Genomic DNA, 18503 nt, shown 5'->3' on the forward strand with positions numbered 1-18503 from the left:
AAGAGTAAATCGCCTTTCTGTAACTGTTACGTCGGCTTTCGACGCACGGTAGCGCGATGCGCAAACCGTGAGCGCCGCCTGGCAGCATGTGGCGTTTGATGCCGAAGATCGACGAGGTGGCGCCGCGATCCACCGGGACGTCAATCCCCTGGGCGCGGACGCATCCCTGCAGTGCGAACGCATCTCTCGGTGCGCACGCCCGGCGCATACCTGACGCTTATGCGCGAGGCATGCCGGCCGGCTCCAGAAACTTGCGAAGTGCTGCGATCCTGAAGATCGCGTTGGCCGCGCCATAGCCGCGGTATCCGCGCCGCTCGACGATCTCGAAGAAGAATCCACCAGAGAAGGTCGGGCTGTAGAGTTGGAAATACTCGCCGTGCTCGTCCTTGTCGTAGAGGATGTTGTGCGCCTTCAGCCGCTCGGTGAAATGCGGATCGAGCCCGAAACGGGCTTCGAGGTCGTCGTAATAGTTGGGCGAGATCGTCAGCGAGACAAAGCCGCGCTCTGCAAGCACGTCTGCAGTCCTGAAGATATCGTCCGTCTTGAAGGCCAGATGCTGAATACCCGAGCCGAACGTGTCGGCGATGAAACGACCGGCAAGCGTGTTGCGGTTCTCGGCGCCATTCATTGTGATGCGCAGGGATCCGGCGGCGTTCTCTACCACCTGGCTGCGCACGATGCCCGAGGGGTCGATGATGTCGACAAGCGGGGTCTTATGGGCTTCCAGCAGCGAGGTATAGAAGAGCAGCCACGTCAGCAGTTCGTCGTAGTGCATCGTCTGGGCGATGTGGTCGATCGATGACAACCCGGCCGAGGTCGCGCTGAGGTCGTCGACCGGATCGAACTCGACGTCCCATATGCTGCCGAGGTCACTGTGGCGATCGAGGAAGTAGACGATGCCGCCGCCGACCCCGTGAACGGCTGGCATCTCGATCTCGCCCTCGTCCACCGGCTGGGCGAAGGTCTCGGCGCCGAGCGCCAGCGCCCGCCGGTGCGTGGCCCGGGCATCGTCGACGAGCAGGCCCATCGCATAGGCCGAAGTGCCGTGAACCAGGTAAGAAGAGTTGGCAAAGCCGCGGCTTTCCGTGTTGATCACCAGCCTGATATCGCCCTGCTGGAAGACGGTGACGCTTTTCGTCTTGTGACGAGCGGCCTTGCGGAAGCCGAGTGTGCGGATCAGCGCCTCGAATTGCGGTGCTTCGCTTTCGTCGATGGTGAATTCGATGAAGGCAATGCCTTCGACGCCTGATCGAGCCGGCATTTCGGGAACGGGGAGGGCAATGTCGGGCTCAGTCCGCCGGACCTGGTCGCCGAGATAGAGCAGCGAGCGCTGGCCATCGACCGAGATCGCCGTCGCCGAGCCGCCGCGAAACTGATCGTTGAAGATCTCGAGCGACAGATAGCCGTCATAGCCGGTGGCCGCGACAGCTCGCATGAACTCGAGAACGGGCAGGTCGCCTTCGCCCGGCATGTTGCGGAAGTGCCGGCTCCAATAGAGCAGGTCCATGTCGATCAGCGGCGCGTCCGCGAGCTGGATGATGAAGATCTTCTCCTTGGGTATGGATCGGATCGAGTTGACGTCGATCTTGCGCGCCAGCGTGTGAAAACTATCGAGGATGAGGCCGACATTGGCATGATCGGCCCGGCGCACCACCTCCCAGGCATCGCGGTGGTCGTTGATGTGGCGTCCCCAGGCGAGCGCTTCGTATCCGACCCGCAAGTCCCGCCTGGCCGCCCTTTCCCCCAGTTCGCGAAAATCGGCGGCAGCCCGGTCAAGACCGCCGAGTGCGGCGGGAGAGACATTGGAGCAGACGAGCACCAGGTCGGTTCCCATCTCCTGCATCAGGTCGAATTTGCGTTCCGCACGGTCGAACGTCCTGCTTCTGAGCGGCTCCGGCATGCCCTCGAAATCGCGGAACGGCTGGAACAGAGAAATCTCCAGGCCATGGTCGCGCACCATCTGGCCGACCTGGCGCGGACTTTCATCGAAAACCAGAAAATCGTTCTCGAAGATCTCGACGCCATCGAAGCCGGCCTTTGCTATCGCCTCCAGCTTGCTGCGCAGGTCGCCGCTCAGAGAGACGGTCGCGATCGAGGTTTTCATGCGTGTCTCCTTCGATGCCCTGTCGTCAGGCGGTCAGGGCCTTGAAATGGGCAAGCATGCGGGCCGCATCCGGCTCGCGCCCGGTAAACAGACGAAAGGCGCCGACCGCCTGAAACACCGCCATGCCGCCGCCGTCGAGCGTCTTGCAGCCGCGCCGCCTGGCCTCAGTCAGCAGTTCGGTTTCCAGCGGGAAATAGACGACTTCCGCCACCCAATGATGTGGTTCGAGCAGTTCGGCTGGAAGTGGCAGGCCGGGATATTTCGCCATCCCGGTTGGCGTAGCATGGAGCAAGCCGTCCGCTGCTCTCATAGCGGATGGAAGGTCGGTGCCGGCAACAATGTGTGCTTGTGGAAACAGCGGCGACATGCTGGATACCAGTGCTTCTGCGCGCTCGATCTCCCGGTCGAACACCGTCAGTGAAGTTAGCCCCATCGATAGGATCGCGTAGGCTGTCGCGACGCCGGCGCCGCCGGCGCCGAGTTGCACCGCGTGCGACAGCGCTACTCCGGGCAGACCGCGGCGAAAGCCTTCGGCAAATCCCCACCAGTCGGTGTTGTGGCCGATGCGGCGACCCGCCTTGAGCACGACGGTGTTCACAGCACCGAGATCTCGGGCCTCGTCGGACAGCTCGTCGAGAAAGGGAATGACCAGTTGCTTGCACGGGTGCGTGATGTTCAATCCGCAAAGGCCCCGCTGTTCGGCCTCCCGCAGCAACTGCGGCAGGTCGCCCGGGCTCGCGCCGCGCTGCGTCAGGTCGATCAGCTCGTACTCATAGGTAAGGCCCTGTGCCGCACCTTCGCGCATGTGCATGGCCGGTGTGAGCGAGGCTTGAATGCCGGCGCCGATCAATCCGGCTTTCAACGGTTTCAGAAGGGTCTCAGTCATCTCGACGGCTTTCATCAATCGGTTGGTTGCCGACCCGCATAAAAGCGGGCCGGCGGCAGGCTTACTGGCCGCGAAGCGTCTGAAGCTCCTTGAACAGGGCTGCGACAGTGTCGGGACCGATTTCGGCGCTGAACTTCTCGATCATCGGCTTGACGGCGTCGCGCAGCTTCTGGGTTTCCTCCGGCGAAAGCTCACTGACTTCCATGCCGGTCGCCTTGATGTCGGCGATCGCTTTGGCGTCGAACTCGCGCGAGACCTGGCGCTGATAGTCGCGGGCCTCGGTGGCCGAGGTCTGCAACACTGCCTTCTCCTCGTCGTTGAGACCGTCCCAGAATTTCTTGCTGATCAGCACGATCTGCGGATTGTACTGGTGACGGGTCACCGTCATGTACTTCTGCACCTCATAGAACTTGGCGTTGAGAATGTTTGCGGCCGGATTTTCCTGGCCGTCGACCGTCCCGGTCTCGAGCGCGGTATAGAGCTCGGTATAGGGCAGCGGCACGGCATTGGCGCCGAGATTGTTGAAGAGCTCGATCGGGATCGGCGACTGGATCGTGCGGATCTTCAGGCCCTTGATGTCCTCGAGCTTGGTGACCGCATGGCGATTGTTGGTGAGATTGCGGAAACCGAGCTCCCAATAGCCCAGCCCAACGAGACCGGTATCCGGCAAGAGATCGGCTAGGCCGGTGCCGAAGGGTCCGTCCATCACCTTGTCGGCCTCTTCGCCATTGTTGAACAGGAAGGGGAGATCGACGGCGCCGAACTGCTTGACGTTGCTTGCCAGGATGCCGGCGTTCAGAACTGTCATTTCGATCACGCCGCCCTGCAGCGCCGATACGGTCTGCACGTCGCCGCCGAGCACGCCGCCCGGAAACAGCTTGACCTCGATCTTGCCGCCGCTCTTGTCCTTCACCAGTTCGGCGAACTTCTCCATGCCCATCACCTGGGGATGGCCCTTGTTGTTGGCGGCGGCGAACTTGAGCTGGTGCTCGCGGATCTCGGCCAGCGCCGGGCTCGCTGCGATCAGCGCTACCGGCACGGCGAGCCCGAGCGCCATTTTCATCAGTCGGTTGAACATGTTTTCCTCCCAGATTTGGCCGGGTTCTCCCACCGGCCGGTTGAACTCTGCATGTGTTTTTTTGGGCCTATCGCGCAAACCAGGAGACCGGCGCGGTCACCAGTTGCGGGAACAAGACGAGCAGGAACAGGACGATCAGCTCGGCGATCAGGAACGGCATGACCCCCCTCATGAGGTCTTCCATCTTCAGCTTGGAAACGCCGCAGATGACGTTGAGCACCGTGCCCACCGGCGGCGTGATCAGGCCGATCGAGTTGTTGATGATGAACAGCACGCCGAAATAGACCGGATCGATGCCCGCCTGCTTGATGATCGGCATCAGCACGGGCGTCATGATCAGGATGGTCGGGGTCATGTCCATGGCGGTGCCGACCACGACGACGAGCACCATGATCGCCAAAAGCAGGAGCGTCTGGTTGTCCATCAGCGGCTCGACCAGGGCGGCGAGGTCGCCGGGGACGTCGGCAACCGTGATCAGCCAGGCAGAGACGGCCGAGCAGGCAACCAGAAACATCACGATGGACGTTATCTTCGCCGCTGCCACGAAAACGTGGAACAGCTTGGCCGGCGGCAGCTCGCGATAGATCACCATCGACACGAACAGTGAGTAGACGGCGGCGACGACGCCGGCTTCCGTCGGCGTGAACACGCCGAACTTCAACCCGACGATGATGATAACAGGTAGGAAGAGCGCCCAGAGACTGTCGATGAAGGTCTTCATCCTGATGGCGCCGCTTTGGCGTGGCGGCAGCTGATGCTGCTCCTTGCGCGACACGATCAGCCAGGTCACGCAGAGGGCAGCTGCAATCATCAGGCCGGGGAAAATGCCGGCAAGGAACAGCTTTGTGATCGAGACGCCACCGACGACGCCGTAGAGGATGAAGCCGATCGACGGCGGAATGATCGGGCCGATGATCGAGGCCGAGGCGAGCAGACCCCCGGCACGGGCCGGGTCGTGGCCGGATTTCAGCATCATCGGCAAAAGAAGCGCGCCGAGCGCTGCGGCATCGGCGACGGCCGAGCCGGAGAGGCTCGCCATGATGCAGGCGGCGAAGATGGCGACGAAGCCGAGCCCGCCGCGGATATGGCCGACCAAGGCCATGGCAAGATCGACGATGCGCCGCGACAGGCCGCCGGTGTTCATTACTTCGCCGGCGAGCATGAAGAAGGGCACAGCCATCAGCGGGAAGCTGTCGGCGCCGTTCAGTACGTTTTGGGCAACGATCTGGGCGTCGTAGAGGCCGAGATACATCATCAGCGCGACGCCGCTGACGATCAGCGCGAAGGCAATCGGCACACCAAGGGCCATCGGACCAAGCAGAGCGCCGAGGAAAATCGTAACGGTCATCGTCGTCTCCTCAGGGCTTTGCGATGGGTTGGGCGAGCGAAGGAGTCGGGTGGTCGTCGAGGACGGCCTGATCCTCGCTGTCACGCACGAACTCGGCCGTCGCCACATCGATGCGACCCGTGAGCACGCAGAACGCGTCCCAGAGGATGATCAGAAAGGCGGGAATGCCGAAGGCGAGGCCGGCGCCGTAGAAGAAGCCCATGGAAATGCCGGTCGCCGGTGCTGCGACATGCAGATTGATCAGCGTCTGCGTCCAACTTCCGCTGATCATCAGCCATGTTGCGCCCAGCATCAGTGCCTGACCGCAGAGAATGGCGACCTTCGCGCCGAGCGGCGGCAATCGGCGCAGCAGCGAGTCGACGCCGAGATGGGCATGTTCCCGCATGGCAATGACGGCGCCGAGAAAGGTCAGCCAGATGAAGAAGATGCGCGACAGTTCTTCGGAATAGGTGATGCCCGTGTTGAAGGCGTAACGCAGCACGACATTTCCGAAGACCAGCACCACCATGCCCGCAAGTAGAAGCGCGATGGCGACCTTCAGCATCAGGAAGCAGAATTCGATTATCCTCACCATTTCGCTCCTCCCAGGCGATCAACCGCGACTTGCGGTCTGTGACATGCGTCATCGATCAGGACATCCACGTGCGCAAGGCTGGCATGCCGATCTCTCCTCCAAGCGACCAGGATGCCGTTTCAAAATGTACGAACTAGTTCGAATGTCAAGCGGCATGTCTTGAAAGAAACCGGCAAGCCCAATAAGACTTTGGGCAGGACGCGGAGTGGAGCTGCGGCCAATGCGTGACGGCCACGGCCGTTTCTCGTTGAAAATCAAGGGTGAGGAAGCAACTGGGCATGGCGGCGCGAGCAGAGAACGGACGCAAGAACGATCCACAGCGCACGAAGGAGGACATCCTCATCGTCGCGACGGACGAGTTCGCGACCCATGGTCTCGCAGGCGCCCGAGTCGACGCGATCGCCGAAAAGACCCGAACCTCCAAGCGGATGATCTACTACTATTTCGAAAGCAAGGAGGGGCTCTATCTCTCCGTACTCGAGCGGTCCTACCGCAAGATCCGGACGCTGGAGGCCGATCTGCAACTGTCGAGCCTCGCGCCCGAGGCTGCGTTGCGCACCCTGATTTCAACCACCTTCGACCACGATCAGGCCAACCCGGAATTCGTGCGGCTGGTCAGCATCGAAAACATCCATCGCGCCGCCCATATGATGCGCTCGGAAGCGATCCGCGATCTCAACGTCTCGGTTATTGAAACCATTGCCGGCATTCTGGAACGCGGTGTTGCCGAAGGTGTGTTCCAGCGCAAGGCAGATCCGATCGACGTGCACATGTTGATCAGCGCGTTCTGCTTCTTCCGTGTCTCGAACCGCTACACGTTCGGCACGATCTTCCGCCGTGACCTTTGCGAGCCGGAGACGATGCAACGGCACAAGGGGCTGATCGCCGATGCCGTGTTGAGCTACCTCAAAACTCAGGAATAGCCCGACAAAGCATGTTCAGGCGTTGCGCAGGTGCTCTGTCGGCAACGCGGTCGTATATTTGATCTGGCTGAGCGCGAAGCTCGAACGGATGCTGGAGACGCCAGGGATTGTCGTCAGGAAATCGACGACGAGCGCCTGATATTTCATCAGATCCTCGACGACGACGCGCAGCATGTAATCCGACTCGCCCGTCATCAGGTAACATTCGACGATCTCCGGCTTGGTCTTGATGGCAGTGCTGAAGACATCGAGCGAGGCGCGGTCCTGCTGCTTGAGCGAGACGTGCACGAACACGTTGACCGCAAGGCCAAGGGCGAAGGCGTCGACGAGCGCGACCGAACCCTTGATGACCCCACTCTCCTTGAGTTCGTTGACCCGCCGCCAACAGGGAGAGGCGGACAGTCCGGTTGCATCGGCGAGCTCGGCCGTGCTGATCTCGGCGTTCTGCTGCAAGAGATCGAGAATACGGATGGTCGCGGCGTCAAAGCTTGGCGTCTTCTTCGGCATGAAATTTCCAAAAATGGCGTTTCGGCGGTCAGTATTGCCGGAATCGGCAAAAATTCCAACAAAGATAGATCGGATATTTCGCGTCGCTGGGTGTAGCGTTTCCGGGTTCTGGGAGGAGCCGACATGGAAGAGCAGATTCTTTCGACCGCCACGCTGAAATGCCTGAAGGATCTGGAGCGGCAGGTTCTCTGGCACGCATGCTGGATGATCCACAACGCCAATCACATTCGGGAAAAAGGCGAGGTGAAAGTCGGCGGGCACCAGGCGTCCTCCGCTTCGATCACCTCGATCCTGACGGCGCTGTACTTCCACATCCTTCGGCCGGAGGATCGCGTTGCCGTCAAGCCGCATGCCGCGCCTGTCTTCCACGCCATTCAGTACCTGATGGGCAACCAGACGCGCGAGAAGCTGCAGAATTTCCGCGGCTTCGGCGGCGCGCAATCCTACCCCAGCCGCACCAAGGATGTCGACGATGTCGATTTTTCGACCGGCTCCGTCGGCCTCGGTGTCGGCATCACGGCCTTCGCCTCGATCATCCAGGACTACATCGCCTCGAAGCCCTGGGCGCAAAAGCGCAGCGACGGTCGCATGATCGCGCTCGTCGGCGATGCCGAGCTTGACGAAGGCAATATCTATGAGTGCCTGCAGGAGGGCTGGAAGCACGATCTGCGCAACACCTGGTGGGTGATCGATTACAACCGTCAGAGCCTCGATGGTGTCGTTCGCGAGGGTCTGTGGCAGCGAATAGAAGCCATCTTCACCGCTTTCGGCTGGGACGTGAAGGTCGTCAAATATGGCGCCTTGCAGCAATCGGCGTTCAAGGAACCCGGTGGCGAGACGCTGCGCGCCTGGATCGACCGTTGCCCCAACCAGCTCTATTCGGCCTTGACCTTCCAGGGCGGCGGCGCCTGGCGCAAGCGGCTGCAGGACGAGATCGGCGATCAGGGGAATGTCAGCAAGCTTTTGGCTTCGCGCAGCGATGACGAGCTTTCAGAGTTGATGAGCAATCTCGGCGGCCATTGCATCCAGACGCTTGCCGAGACCTTTGCCAGTATCGACCATGATCGCCCGACGGTCTTTCTCGCCTATACGATCAAGGGCTGGGGAACGCCGCTGGCGGGGCACAAGGACAACCATGCCGGCCTGATGACCAAGGCACAGATGCAGGACTTCCAGCAGAAGATCGGCGTCAGGGTCGGCGAGGAATGGGAGGAGTTTGCGGCAGTCGCCGATGCCGGGGCCGCGAAGACCTTTTTGAAGAGCGTGCCGTTCTTTGCCCAGGGCACAAGGCGGTTCACGTCTGAACCCGTGCCATCGGCCGGGCCGGTTTTGCTCGATGACCGCGAACTTTCCACCCAGGCGGGGTTCGGCAAGATCCTCGATGCTTTGGCGCAGCGTGACGATGCGCTTGCCGCCCGCATCGTGACGATGGCGCCTGACGTGACCGTCTCGACAAATCTCGGCCCCTGGGTCAACCGGCGTGGCCTTTTCGCCCGCGACATGCAGGCCGACACGTTCCGCGACGAGAAGGTTCCCTCGGCGCAGAAATGGGCCTTCGGTCCCGGCGGTCAGCATATCGAGCTCGGGATTGCCGAGATGAACCTCTTCCTGCTTCTGGGGGCGGCCGGCCTTTCCCATTCGGTGTTCGGTGAACGCCTGCTTCCGATCGGCACCGTCTACGATCCGTTCGTGGCGCGCGGGCTCGATGCGTTGAACTACGCCTGCTACCAGGATGCACGGTTCATGATCGTCGGCACGCCGTCAGGCGTCACACTGGCGCCGGAAGGCGGCGCTCACCAATCGATCGGCTCGCAGCTGATCGGCATGAGCCAGGATGGGCTTGCCAGTTTTGAGCCTGCCTATCTCGACGAACTCTCTGTGATCATGGATTGGTCCTTCGACTATATGCAGCGCGATGGCGATGCCGTGCACGACGAACGGACCTGGCTGCGCGATACGACTGGTGGTTCCGTCTATCTTCGGTTGACGACCCGTCCGCTCGAACAGATGCAGCGCCGCGAGGATGCGGCCTTCCGCCAGGGCGTGATCGACGGTGCCTACTGGCTGCGCGAACCGCGACCGAACACCCAGCTGGTGCTGGCCTATCAAGGTTGCGTCGCCCCCGAGGTGCTGATGGCGGCGGGGCGACTTGCGGAACGTCACCGCGATGTCGCGGTGCTGGCGGTGACGTCCGCCGACCGGCTCAACGCCGGCTGGACTGCGGCACAGCGTGCCCGTCGTCATGGCCACCACAGCGCCGAAAGCCACATCGAGGCGCTGCTGGCGCCGCTATCCGATACCTGCGAAATCATTACCGTGACGGATGGTCATCCCGCCACGCTCGGCTGGTTTGGATCGGTGCATGGCCACCGGTCCGTCTCACTCGGCGTCGAGCATTTCGGGCAGACGGGCACGATCGCCGACCTCTATGCGCATTTCGGCATCGATACGGACTCGATCATCGAGGCGGCGGAGTCGATCGCTCTCGGTCGCAATCGACGCAAGTTCAGGCAGGCGGGATAGGCTCGTGACGCGCTGAGTGGACGTGCGACATGCCCCTTTTTGCCACGTTGTCGCGTTGTTTAACTGGGCCTAATATTCATATCCGGGTTGGGGGGGCGCGGCGTTTGTGCGGTTCCGTCTAAATCGGAAACGCTCTAGGCCCCAAGGTTCGTCGGGCGCGCTTAGTGCGCTGCCGTAAATTCCCGGGTAATCTGCGCCAAAGTCAGCTTGCCAAACTCGTCGTTGAGCACCGTTTCCGCCGCCAAGAACGCTTTTGACAGATGCGCGTTGACGGCCCGCTCAACGGGGCATCCTGCATGATCGGCGGCCAGCCCCAGCGAAAAGACGGATTTGTCGTTGAGCGCCTTGTGGACATCGAGAACGGATATTTCTTCCGCGCCGCGGGTCAGCAGCCAGCCGCCACCAGGCCCGCCTTCCGAGCCGACGATACCATGCCGTTTGAGTGCCGCCATCGTGCGACGGACCACCACCGGGTTGGTGGAGAGCATCAAGCCGATCGTCTGCGACGTTTCGGTGCCGCCGAGCAGATGCATGTGAACGAGCACATGCAGCATTCTTGAAAGGCGGTTGTCCTGTGGCATCGACCACTCCTATGTGTAACTTAATTTGTTATGAATTATTGACCTGTCGATGTTCGTAACATATTGTGTTGCGCATAGGAATGAAGCGGACAAGGGCACGGGTTGTGATTTCTGTAGCGATATCGTTTCGTTCGAAGCCCGATCGCGGAACTGTTTGGAGAAGAGATGCAGGAGCGCCTCGTAGACGCGAATGGAATTCGTTTGAACTTCCTGGAGGCGGGCGAAGGGCCGACGGTCTTGTTGTGCCATGGCTTTCCGGAAACCGCTTATGCGTGGCGACAGCAGGTTGCCGCCCTCGCCGCCGCCGGATTTCATGCCATCGCGCCGGATATGCGCGGCTATGGCAAGAGCAGCCGCCCTGACGAGGTCGATCAATACACGCTCTTCCATCTCGTCGGCGACATGGTCGGGCTGCTCGATACGCTCGGCGTCGAGAACGCGATCATTGTCGGCAATGACTGGGGCGCGAGCGTCGCATGGCAGGCGGCGCTGCTGCGACCTGACCGCTTCACTGGCGTCGTGGCCATCGGCGTGCCGATGATGTCGCAACCGCCGGTCCCACCGACGCAGATTTTCCCGAAAACCGCGGATGCACTGCTCTATGCGCTCTATTTTCAAGAGCCAGGTGTCGCCGAAGCCGAGTTCGAACGGGATGTGGCGTTGACGCTGCGCAAACTGATGTTTGCCGCGTCCGGCGAGGCCGGACCGCGCGACGACGAGAAGACGCCAAATCCCTTCGGCATGGTGTCGAAACGCGACGGTTTGCTGGCCAGCCTTCCTGTCCCCGCAAAGCTTCCGGACTGGATCGGCGATTCAGAGTTCGAGAATTTCGTGCACGCTTTCCGGCAAAGCGGCTTTTCCGGAGGGCTGAACTACTACCGCAATCTTGATCGGAATTGGGCACTGCAATCCTGCCTGAAGGGAAAGCTCGTCGACGTTCCGGCAGTATATCTGATGGGGGAACGCGATACCGGATTGGCCATTCCCGGCATGCGCGCGATCATCGCCGAGATGCCGCGACTGGTGCCAAAGCTGGTGGATACCATCTTCCTACCCGACTGTGGGCACTGGGTGCCGCAGGAGCGGCCCGATGATGTCAGCACTGCCATCATACGGTTCGTTCAGGGATTGTAACGGAACCAAGAGCCAGCCGTTACCCTCGTCTGCCAGTGCGGCGTCGCCGACAAAACCTAAGCCGGTAGAAGCGCGCCGAAAAAGCCACGGCATCGAAGCTGCCTTGGTCGGCAATCTGGGCGGGGAAACACAGGGGAACCGCATCAGCGCCCGTACTTCCGCATGACCTCGAGAAGCGGTTCATGTCTGATGGCTTCGATCTTGAACCGGTCATGGACGGTGCCGCCTGAATCTTCCGCTGCGATCATGGCGTTGACCACCGCCTCTTCGACGGTGTCGACCGTTGCCAGATAGACCGGATCGAGCATTTCGTCATTGACGATCTCAAGCGCGAGGCGCGGCGGAGCGCGGTGCGCCATCGGCTGCGGGTTGGCGGTCGAAAACGCCAGGAAGATGTCGCCGGAATTGTTGCCGCCGGGCGTGCCGTTGCGGCCGATGCCGATCGAGGCGCGACGGGCGAGGCGTTGCAACTGATGCGGGGCCATCGGCAGATCGGTGGCGATCACGACGATGATCGACCCGCGCTCCTGCATCTGGCTCTGCGGCGTGCAGTCGCGCATGTGTTCGCCGACCGGTACGCCGCAGATTGTCAGCCAGTCCCGCTGGCCATGGTTTGCCTGCACCAGCGTGCCGATCGTGTAATCACACCCGCCAAACTCGACGATCCGCGATGCGGTGCCGGTGCCGCCCTTGAACCCATAGGCGATCATGCCGGTTCCGCCGCCGCAATTCCCCTCCTCAACAGGTCCGCCGCCGGCGGCGTCGAGCGCTGCCCGGACCTCGGCTTCGCCGATGGGCTGGCCGTTGATGTCGTTCAACACACCGTCATAGGTCTCTGCGACCACCGGCATGATCCAGAGAAAATCGTCGCTGTCATAGGTGGAGGCATAGCGCTCCAGCATCCACTTGATCGTGGCGTGATGGGTCATGCCGACCGCATGGGTGTTGGTGATCATCACCGGGCCGAGGAAAAAGCCGCCATCCTCGATCCAATGAGTGCCGGTCATTTCGCCGTTGCCGTTGAAGCGATGCACGCCCGCATAAACCGGGACGGGCACGGCCGAGCCCGCATGCGGCAGGATGGCGGTGACCCCGGTTCTGACCGGGCGCTTGCGGCCCGGTCGCGGCACGTCTTCTGAGATAGTGTGGAAGCCGACGGCAATCCCCGCGACGTCAGTGATGGCGTTGAAGGGGCCGGTCCGGCCCGTGAATGGCAAGCCGAGGTCCCGGGCGCGCGTTTGAGAGACGGTTTTGCGTTTGTTGTCCATGATCATTTCTGCCGGGAGCGGAGGTAGAGGCCGAGAGAGGCGACGACGAAGGAGAAGGTCAGCATCATCACCGCGATCGCATTGATCTCCGGTTTGATGCCGCGTCGAAGCATGGCGAAGATGAACATCGGCAGCGTGGTCACATCGACGCCGGCGATGAAATAGGTGATCACCAGATCGTCCATCGAGATGATGAAGGCGAGCAGCGCGCCGCCGACGATGCCGGGCAGGAGCTGTGGCAGCACCACCCGTCGAAAGGTCGTCCATTCGTCGGCGCCGAGGTCGGCCGAGGCGTTTTCGAGTGTTCTGTCCATGCCGGCCAGCCGCGCTGAGACAACGATGAAGACATAGGAAATCAGGAAAGTGCACTGGCCGATGACGATCGTCGTCAGGCCGAGGCTGATCCCCGAATTGACGAAGAAGATCAAAAGCGCGATGCCGAGCACGATGTCGGGCATCAGCATCGGCATGAACATGATCACCCGGTAGAAGCGCTGGCCGAGAAAGTCGAAACGGTAGAGGCCGATTGCGATTGCCGTGCCGAAGACGGTGGCGATCAGTGTCGTGGAGGTGGCGATGACGAGGCTGTTCCACACCGCCTGAATAAGCTGGCCGGTCGATTCGATATAGAGCGCGTTCTCGGAGATCGTCGTCTTGAAGCCGAGCACCTGGGCGTACCATTCGGTGGTGAAGCCGGTCCAGGTCATCATGTTGACCGGGTTGGCGTTGAACGAATAGACGGCGATCACCACCAGCGGGATGTAGATGAAGGCGAAGAAGAGGGCGGTGTAGGCGAGCAGGCTTCCGCGGAAGAGGGATTGAGCGATCTTCATGGGGGACCTCAGCGAGCAAGTGCTGCGTCGGTGCCGCGGCGGCTAGACGCGAGCACATAGACGAGCAGCAGCACCAGCATCACGCTCATGACCATCATCGCCAGCGCCGAGCCGAACGGCCAGTTGCGGGCGGCCAGGAACTGCTGCTCGATGAGATTGCCGAGCATCATCACCTTGGCGCCGCCGAGAATGGCCGGGACGACGAAATTGCCGAGCGCCGGAATGAAGACGATGATCGCGCCGCCGGCAATGCCGGGAGCCGTCAGCGGTAGGATAATGCGCCAGAATGTGCGGATAGGCCCGGCGCCGAGATCGAGCGAGGCACGCACCAGCGTCCAGTCCAGCTTCTCGACGCTGGCATAAACAGGCATGAACATGAACGGGATGAAGACATAGACCATGCCGAGGATGATCGCGCCGTCCGTATAGATCAGGTCCAGCGGCCGGGCGATCAGTCCCGTCGACAGCAGCATCTCGTTGACGAGGCCGGTCTGGCGCAGGATCAGCACCCAGACAAACAGCCGCACGATCAGGCTGGTGAAGAAGGGCAAGGTGATGAGGAACAGGCAGAAGTTCTTCCATCGCTCTGACAGGCGGGCGATGCAGAAGGCTGCGGGATAGCAGACCAGCAAAGCGGCAATGACGGTGAGTGCGGCGATCTTCACCGAGCGGATGAAGATGGCGATATAAACAGGATCGAAATCCTCGAACATCGGATCTGCAAAGCCGAGGATGCGGCCGAAATTGTGCGGGTAGAAGGTCCATTCCACGCCACCGTAGAGGCCTGGCGCCAGAAAGCTCGTGACCATCATGATGGCGAGCGGACCGAGAAAGAAGACGGCGAGGAACAGGGAAACGGGACCGAGCAGGACGGCGAGCTGGACGCGGCGGCGAATGGCGATCGACATGTCACGCCTCCGCGCAAGGGTGAATGAGGTGTACGGCTGCCGGGTCATAGGCGAGCCGGGCGCGGCGCGTCCGCTCGATGTCGCCGATCAGGCTGCGACGGCCGGCGGGGATCTCGGCGACGATCTTTCTGCCCGCCTGTGTGCGGCCGAACAGCTCGAACGTCGAGCCGACGAAGACGATGGCTTCCAGGTCGATGTCGAGACAGGGAAAGGGCTCGGCTTCATCGGCGAGGAAGAACTGCTCGGGCCGGATCAGCGCCGTCGCTGCACCCGATGCCGCTGACGGCGTTCGCCGATGGCGGATTTCCGTGCCGTCGCTGGTCATCAACCGATCGCCATCGATCCGGCCGTCGAAGAGATTGCTTGCACCGATGAAGGTGGCGACGAAACTGTTGACCGGATGGTCGTAGATCGCGCGTGGCGTATCGAGTTGCTGGATGCGCCCACCGGAAAGAACCGCAACGCGGTCCGACATGGTGAGAGCCTCCTGCTGATCGTGCGTTACGAAGATGAAGGAGATGCCGAGCTCGTGCTGCAGTGTCTTCAGCTCGATCTGCATGGCCTGGCGCAGGTTCTTGTCGAGGGCCGACAGCGGCTCGTCGAGCAAAAGCAACTTCGGACGCGCGATGATGGCGCGGGCAAGAGCCACGCGTTGCTGCTGGCCGCCGGAAAGCTGGCGCGGGCGCCGGCCCTCCATGCCCTCAAGGCCCACCATCTTCAGCGCGGCTGCCACCTGGTCGCGGCGCTTGGCCCTTGCGACGCCGGCGACCTCCAGCGCATAGGCTGTGTTTTCGCCGACGGTCATATGCGGGAAGAGCGCGTAGTTCTGGAAGACGGTGTTGACGGGGCGGCGATAGGGTGGCCTGTCGGTCATGTCCTCCGCGTCGATCAGGATGCGTCCGCCGTCGAGCTCGACGAAGCCGCTGATCGCCTGCAGCAACGTGGTCTTGCCGCATCCGGATGGTCCGAGAAGCGTGAGGAACTCGTTGCGCCGCACCTGAAGATCGATGGCATCAAGCGCTGTCACGCTCCCGCCTTCCGGAGTGGCGAAGGCTTTACTCGCCCCCTCCAGCCGGACAATGGAATCCTGCATCTGTCATTCCCCAAAATGTTATTTAAATAACGCTTGTGCGTTTTGGATATATGGATACCATTTACTCATCGGTGTCAACGGCCGCAGAAGCCGGAGCCGGCAAGGACCAGGGAACGGTCCGATCCTGGGGGCGCAAGTCCCCACGAACCATCAGAGGAGACTATCTATGACGAAAGCAAGCCGCGTCGTCCGGGCGACCAGGGCCAAACTCTTCGGCCCCGCACGGGCCGCCGCATTCTCGCTGTCCGCCTTGATCGCCATGACCGGCCTCGGCCATGCCGCCGAGCTCAACATCTACAACTGGGGCGAATACATCAATCCGGCGGTCCTGAAGAAGTTCGAGGAGGAGACCCAGATCAAGGTCAACCTCTCCACCTATTCCTCCAACGAGGAGATGCTGGCGAAGATCCAGGGCGGCGCGACCGGCTATGACGTCGTCTTTCCGTCGGTGCACATGCAGGACATCATGTCCAAGCTCGACCTTCTGGAGAAGACCGACATCAATGCCTATGAAGGTTTCAAGAACATCGACCCGGCGTTCCTGAGGGCAAAGAGCGACCCCAAGGGCGAGTTTTGCCTGCCCTACGCCTTCGGAACCGTCGGCATCGTCTACAACCGCAAGGTCCTGGGCAAGGACGTCGTCGGCTGGAAGGACCTGATTGCGACCGTCAAGGAAAAGGGGCTGAAGTTCACCCTGCTCGACGACATGCGCGAGGTTCTGGCCGTGGGCTTGATCCTCAACGGCCACAAGGTCAACTCGACCGACCCCGCCGAGCTGCAGCAGGCGGCCGATACGATCATCGCGATGAAACCTGACGTCGCTGCCTTCACCTACGATACCCGGCCGATGGTGCAGTCCGGCGACGTCGCCGCCGGTCATTTCTTCGTCGGCGCGATGGTCGACGTCTTTGCCAACCAGAAGGACCTTGGCTACGTGATCCCCGAGGAAGGCGCGACCATGTACCAGGAGGATATCTGCGTCCTGAAGACCGCGCCGAACAAGGATAACGCCATTAAGTTCCTGCAGTTCTACACCCGTCCGGAAGTGGCAGCACTCAACGTCTCCCAGCAGACCAACGGCACCGCCAACGTGCCGGCGCGGCAATTGACCCCCGACCAGATCAAGAATAGCAAGGAGATCAATCCGACGCCCGAAACGATGCAAAGGCTCCAGATCTTCGAGGACCTGGGCTCCGGCGTGCGCCAGCTCGATCGTGTCTGGACCAAGGTGAAGACGGCGCAGTAAAGGCGGCAAAGATCGGCAATTCCGCCCGCCTGCAGCAAGTTGAAAGCGTTACAGCGCGCGCGGCGCTGTCAGCGGGCGGAAGTATCTCCGGGGAGGGGACGTGGCACAACGAATCCTGAAGCTCGTGCAGAGCGAGGAACTCAGGCGGTCGAAATCCGACAAGCTGATTGCCCATTACATCGAGCGCAATCTGGCGGAAATCCCGTTCGAAACGGCAAAGTCGATCGCCAGTCGTCTCGAACTGTCGCCGATGACCGTCGGGCGCTACCTCCGGCGCATGGGCTTCGACGGCCTCGACCAGTTGAAGCACGAACTGCGGCGCGGCAGCTCCAATCCGGCCTGGCAGGTGAAAGGACCGGTCGACCGGCTGCGCGAAGACATTCGCGAGGGCAAGCTGCTTGCAGGCTTGATCCAGGAGCAGATCAACAATCTCGGAATGGTCTACGAGCTGACCACCTCGCCGGAATGGCAGCAGGCGATCGATGCGCTGATTGGCGCCAGCGAAGTCTATGTCGCCGCCTATCAGAACGTGCGCGGCATCGCCCAGTATTTTGCCAGCCAGCTCTCCTATACCCGCCCGCGGGTGCAGTTCGTCGACGGTCTGAACGGCACCTATTCGGAACTGCTCGACGGTTCGGTGGAAGGCCGCGTGCTTTTCCTGCACGATGTGCGCCGCTTTGCGGCCAAGGCGAAGCCGCTCGCAATGGAAGCGCGCCGGGCCGGCGTCAAGGTCATCCTCTATACCGACGAATATTGCCCCTGGGCAGCAGAGGTGTCGGATATCTGCCTTGTGGTCCCGGGCTCGCATGGCCCCCTGTGGGATGGTGCTGCCACGACTATTGCCGTCATGGACCTGATGCTCAGCAACATCATCGTCGTCCTGGGTGACGAGGTCAGCGAACGGGTCGGCATGCTGACGCGGCTGCAGGATGTGTTCGGCGATTTCGAGGCCTGAACGGTGCGAAGGGGTGGCTTGTTGACGCCGTCGTCAGTGATGTTCCTGCTTCCCGCGAGGTTTTCAGTGCTGGCCGCCATCGCGTGTTGAAGCGACCAGCAGGTGACCGTTTTTAGGCATCTCGGGCGCTGGCGGCATGTGCCAGCGCCCGAGACCTTGAACGCCTTCCCGCGACAAGCGGCAGCACGGCCATCGCGATCGCGAGAACCCAGAGGATGAGCGAGATCTTGCTCTGGAACAGGATGGCGATATCGCCGCCGCTGAAATGGCAAGCGCATTGCGCAGGTTCACTTCCATGACCTACCTACCAAGAACGGCGCCCGGAGCATTTTCACTGAAGGCATGACGGTGCCAATGCCTTTGCGGACCTTTGCAAAGATTTTTCGGGATTGCGTCCGGCCCTGTCGGAAGCGGCAGTCCGGTGTCATTTTTGGTCCGAAATTCGCCTTATATTGTCGGGAAACCCCCGAAAATCGACTGTTTCTCAAGTGCCGCTCCTTGCTTTGCAGGCTCTTGCAAAGATTCTTGCGGGCGTTGCCTTG

At 61.5% G+C, this 18503-nt stretch carries 16 protein-coding genes; 5 read left to right on the forward strand and 11 right to left on the reverse strand.

The window, feature by feature from the left end; translation table 11 throughout:
* Positions 1–217 precede the first annotated feature (217 nt).
* The 5 genes from C6558_RS14005 to C6558_RS14025 form a co-directional block, all read right to left on the reverse strand.
* Complete coding sequence (locus tag C6558_RS14005) at positions 218–2104, reverse strand: bifunctional sugar phosphate isomerase/epimerase/4-hydroxyphenylpyruvate dioxygenase family protein (RefSeq protein WP_057222795.1); 1887 nt, start codon at positions 2102–2104, stop codon at positions 218–220.
* A gap of 25 nt (positions 2105–2129) precedes the next feature.
* Positions 2130–2990, reverse strand: coding sequence for a shikimate dehydrogenase (locus C6558_RS14010; RefSeq protein WP_057223367.1), 861 nt, complete (start codon positions 2988–2990; stop codon positions 2130–2132).
* 61 nt (positions 2991–3051) lie between these two features.
* On the reverse strand, positions 3052–4068 hold the full coding sequence (locus tag C6558_RS14015) for a TRAP transporter substrate-binding protein (RefSeq protein ID WP_057222796.1): 1017 nt from the start codon (positions 4066–4068) through the stop codon (positions 3052–3054).
* 67 nt (positions 4069–4135) lie between these two features.
* Positions 4136–5416 (reverse strand): TRAP transporter large permease subunit, encoded by a 1281-nt coding sequence (locus tag C6558_RS14020; protein ID WP_057222797.1) that lies wholly within the window; start codon positions 5414–5416, stop codon positions 4136–4138.
* Between the two features lie 10 nt (positions 5417–5426).
* The gene (locus C6558_RS14025; RefSeq protein ID WP_025429382.1) at positions 5427–5990 is read right to left on the reverse strand and encodes a TRAP transporter small permease; all 564 of its coding nucleotides are present in this window, start codon (positions 5988–5990) and stop codon (positions 5427–5429) included.
* Between the two features lie 278 nt (positions 5991–6268).
* On the opposite strand from C6558_RS14025, the gene C6558_RS14030 reads away from it, so the two are divergent.
* Positions 6269–6913: a TetR/AcrR family transcriptional regulator gene (locus tag C6558_RS14030; protein WP_057222798.1), complete on the forward strand. Its 645-nt coding sequence runs from the start codon at positions 6269–6271 to the stop codon at positions 6911–6913.
* A gap of 15 nt (positions 6914–6928) precedes the next feature.
* Here C6558_RS14030 and C6558_RS14035 read toward each other — a convergent pair whose 3' ends face one another.
* Positions 6929–7420, reverse strand: coding sequence for an Lrp/AsnC family transcriptional regulator (locus C6558_RS14035; RefSeq protein ID WP_025429380.1), 492 nt, complete (start codon positions 7418–7420; stop codon positions 6929–6931).
* A 123-nt stretch (positions 7421–7543) separates the two neighbouring features.
* Here C6558_RS14035 and C6558_RS14040 point away from each other — a divergent pair, with 123 nt between their 5' ends.
* On the forward strand, positions 7544–9943 hold the full coding sequence (locus C6558_RS14040) for a transketolase (protein ID WP_057222799.1): 2400 nt from the start codon (positions 7544–7546) through the stop codon (positions 9941–9943).
* A gap of 161 nt (positions 9944–10104) precedes the next feature.
* On the opposite strand, the gene C6558_RS14045 is transcribed toward C6558_RS14040, so the two are convergent.
* Complete coding sequence (locus tag C6558_RS14045) at positions 10105–10524, reverse strand: Rrf2 family transcriptional regulator (RefSeq protein ID WP_107027415.1); 420 nt, start codon at positions 10522–10524, stop codon at positions 10105–10107.
* Positions 10525–10689: 165 nt separating this feature from the next.
* Between C6558_RS14045 and C6558_RS14050 the strand changes: the two genes are divergently transcribed.
* On the forward strand, positions 10690–11658 hold the full coding sequence (locus C6558_RS14050; RefSeq protein ID WP_057222801.1) for an alpha/beta fold hydrolase: 969 nt from the start codon (positions 10690–10692) through the stop codon (positions 11656–11658).
* A gap of 143 nt (positions 11659–11801) precedes the next feature.
* Here C6558_RS14050 and C6558_RS14055 read toward each other — a convergent pair whose 3' ends face one another.
* From C6558_RS14055 to C6558_RS14070, 4 genes are read right to left on the reverse strand one after another with little or no spacing between them, the layout of a single operon-like run.
* On the reverse strand, positions 11802–12926 hold the full coding sequence (locus C6558_RS14055; RefSeq protein WP_057222802.1) for a P1 family peptidase: 1125 nt from the start codon (positions 12924–12926) through the stop codon (positions 11802–11804).
* 2 nt (positions 12927–12928) lie between these two features.
* Positions 12929–13759, reverse strand: a complete 831-nt coding sequence (locus C6558_RS14060; RefSeq protein WP_057209943.1) for an ABC transporter permease — start codon at positions 13757–13759, stop codon at positions 12929–12931.
* A gap of 8 nt (positions 13760–13767) precedes the next feature.
* Positions 13768–14667 carry an ABC transporter permease gene (locus tag C6558_RS14065; protein ID WP_057209942.1) on the reverse strand — a complete coding sequence of 300 codons (900 nt, stop codon included), beginning with the start codon at positions 14665–14667 and terminating at the stop codon, positions 13768–13770.
* A 1-nt stretch (position 14668) separates the two neighbouring features.
* Positions 14669–15760 (reverse strand): ABC transporter ATP-binding protein, encoded by a 1092-nt coding sequence (locus tag C6558_RS14070; protein WP_057222803.1) that lies wholly within the window; start codon positions 15758–15760, stop codon positions 14669–14671.
* A gap of 166 nt (positions 15761–15926) precedes the next feature.
* On the opposite strand from C6558_RS14070, the gene C6558_RS14075 reads away from it, so the two are divergent.
* Both C6558_RS14075 and C6558_RS14080 read left to right on the forward strand, forming a co-directional pair.
* Positions 15927–17006, forward strand: a complete 1080-nt coding sequence (locus C6558_RS14075; RefSeq protein ID WP_025429373.1) for a spermidine/putrescine ABC transporter substrate-binding protein — start codon at positions 15927–15929, stop codon at positions 17004–17006.
* A 100-nt stretch (positions 17007–17106) separates the two neighbouring features.
* Complete coding sequence (locus C6558_RS14080) at positions 17107–17961, forward strand: MurR/RpiR family transcriptional regulator (protein ID WP_025429372.1); 855 nt, start codon at positions 17107–17109, stop codon at positions 17959–17961.
* Positions 17962–18503 lie beyond the last annotated feature (542 nt).

It is taken from the genome of Ensifer sp. NM-2 (genome assembly GCF_003024455.1).
In the GTDB taxonomy this organism is placed as follows: Bacteria; Pseudomonadota; Alphaproteobacteria; order Rhizobiales; family Rhizobiaceae; genus Ensifer; species Ensifer canadensis.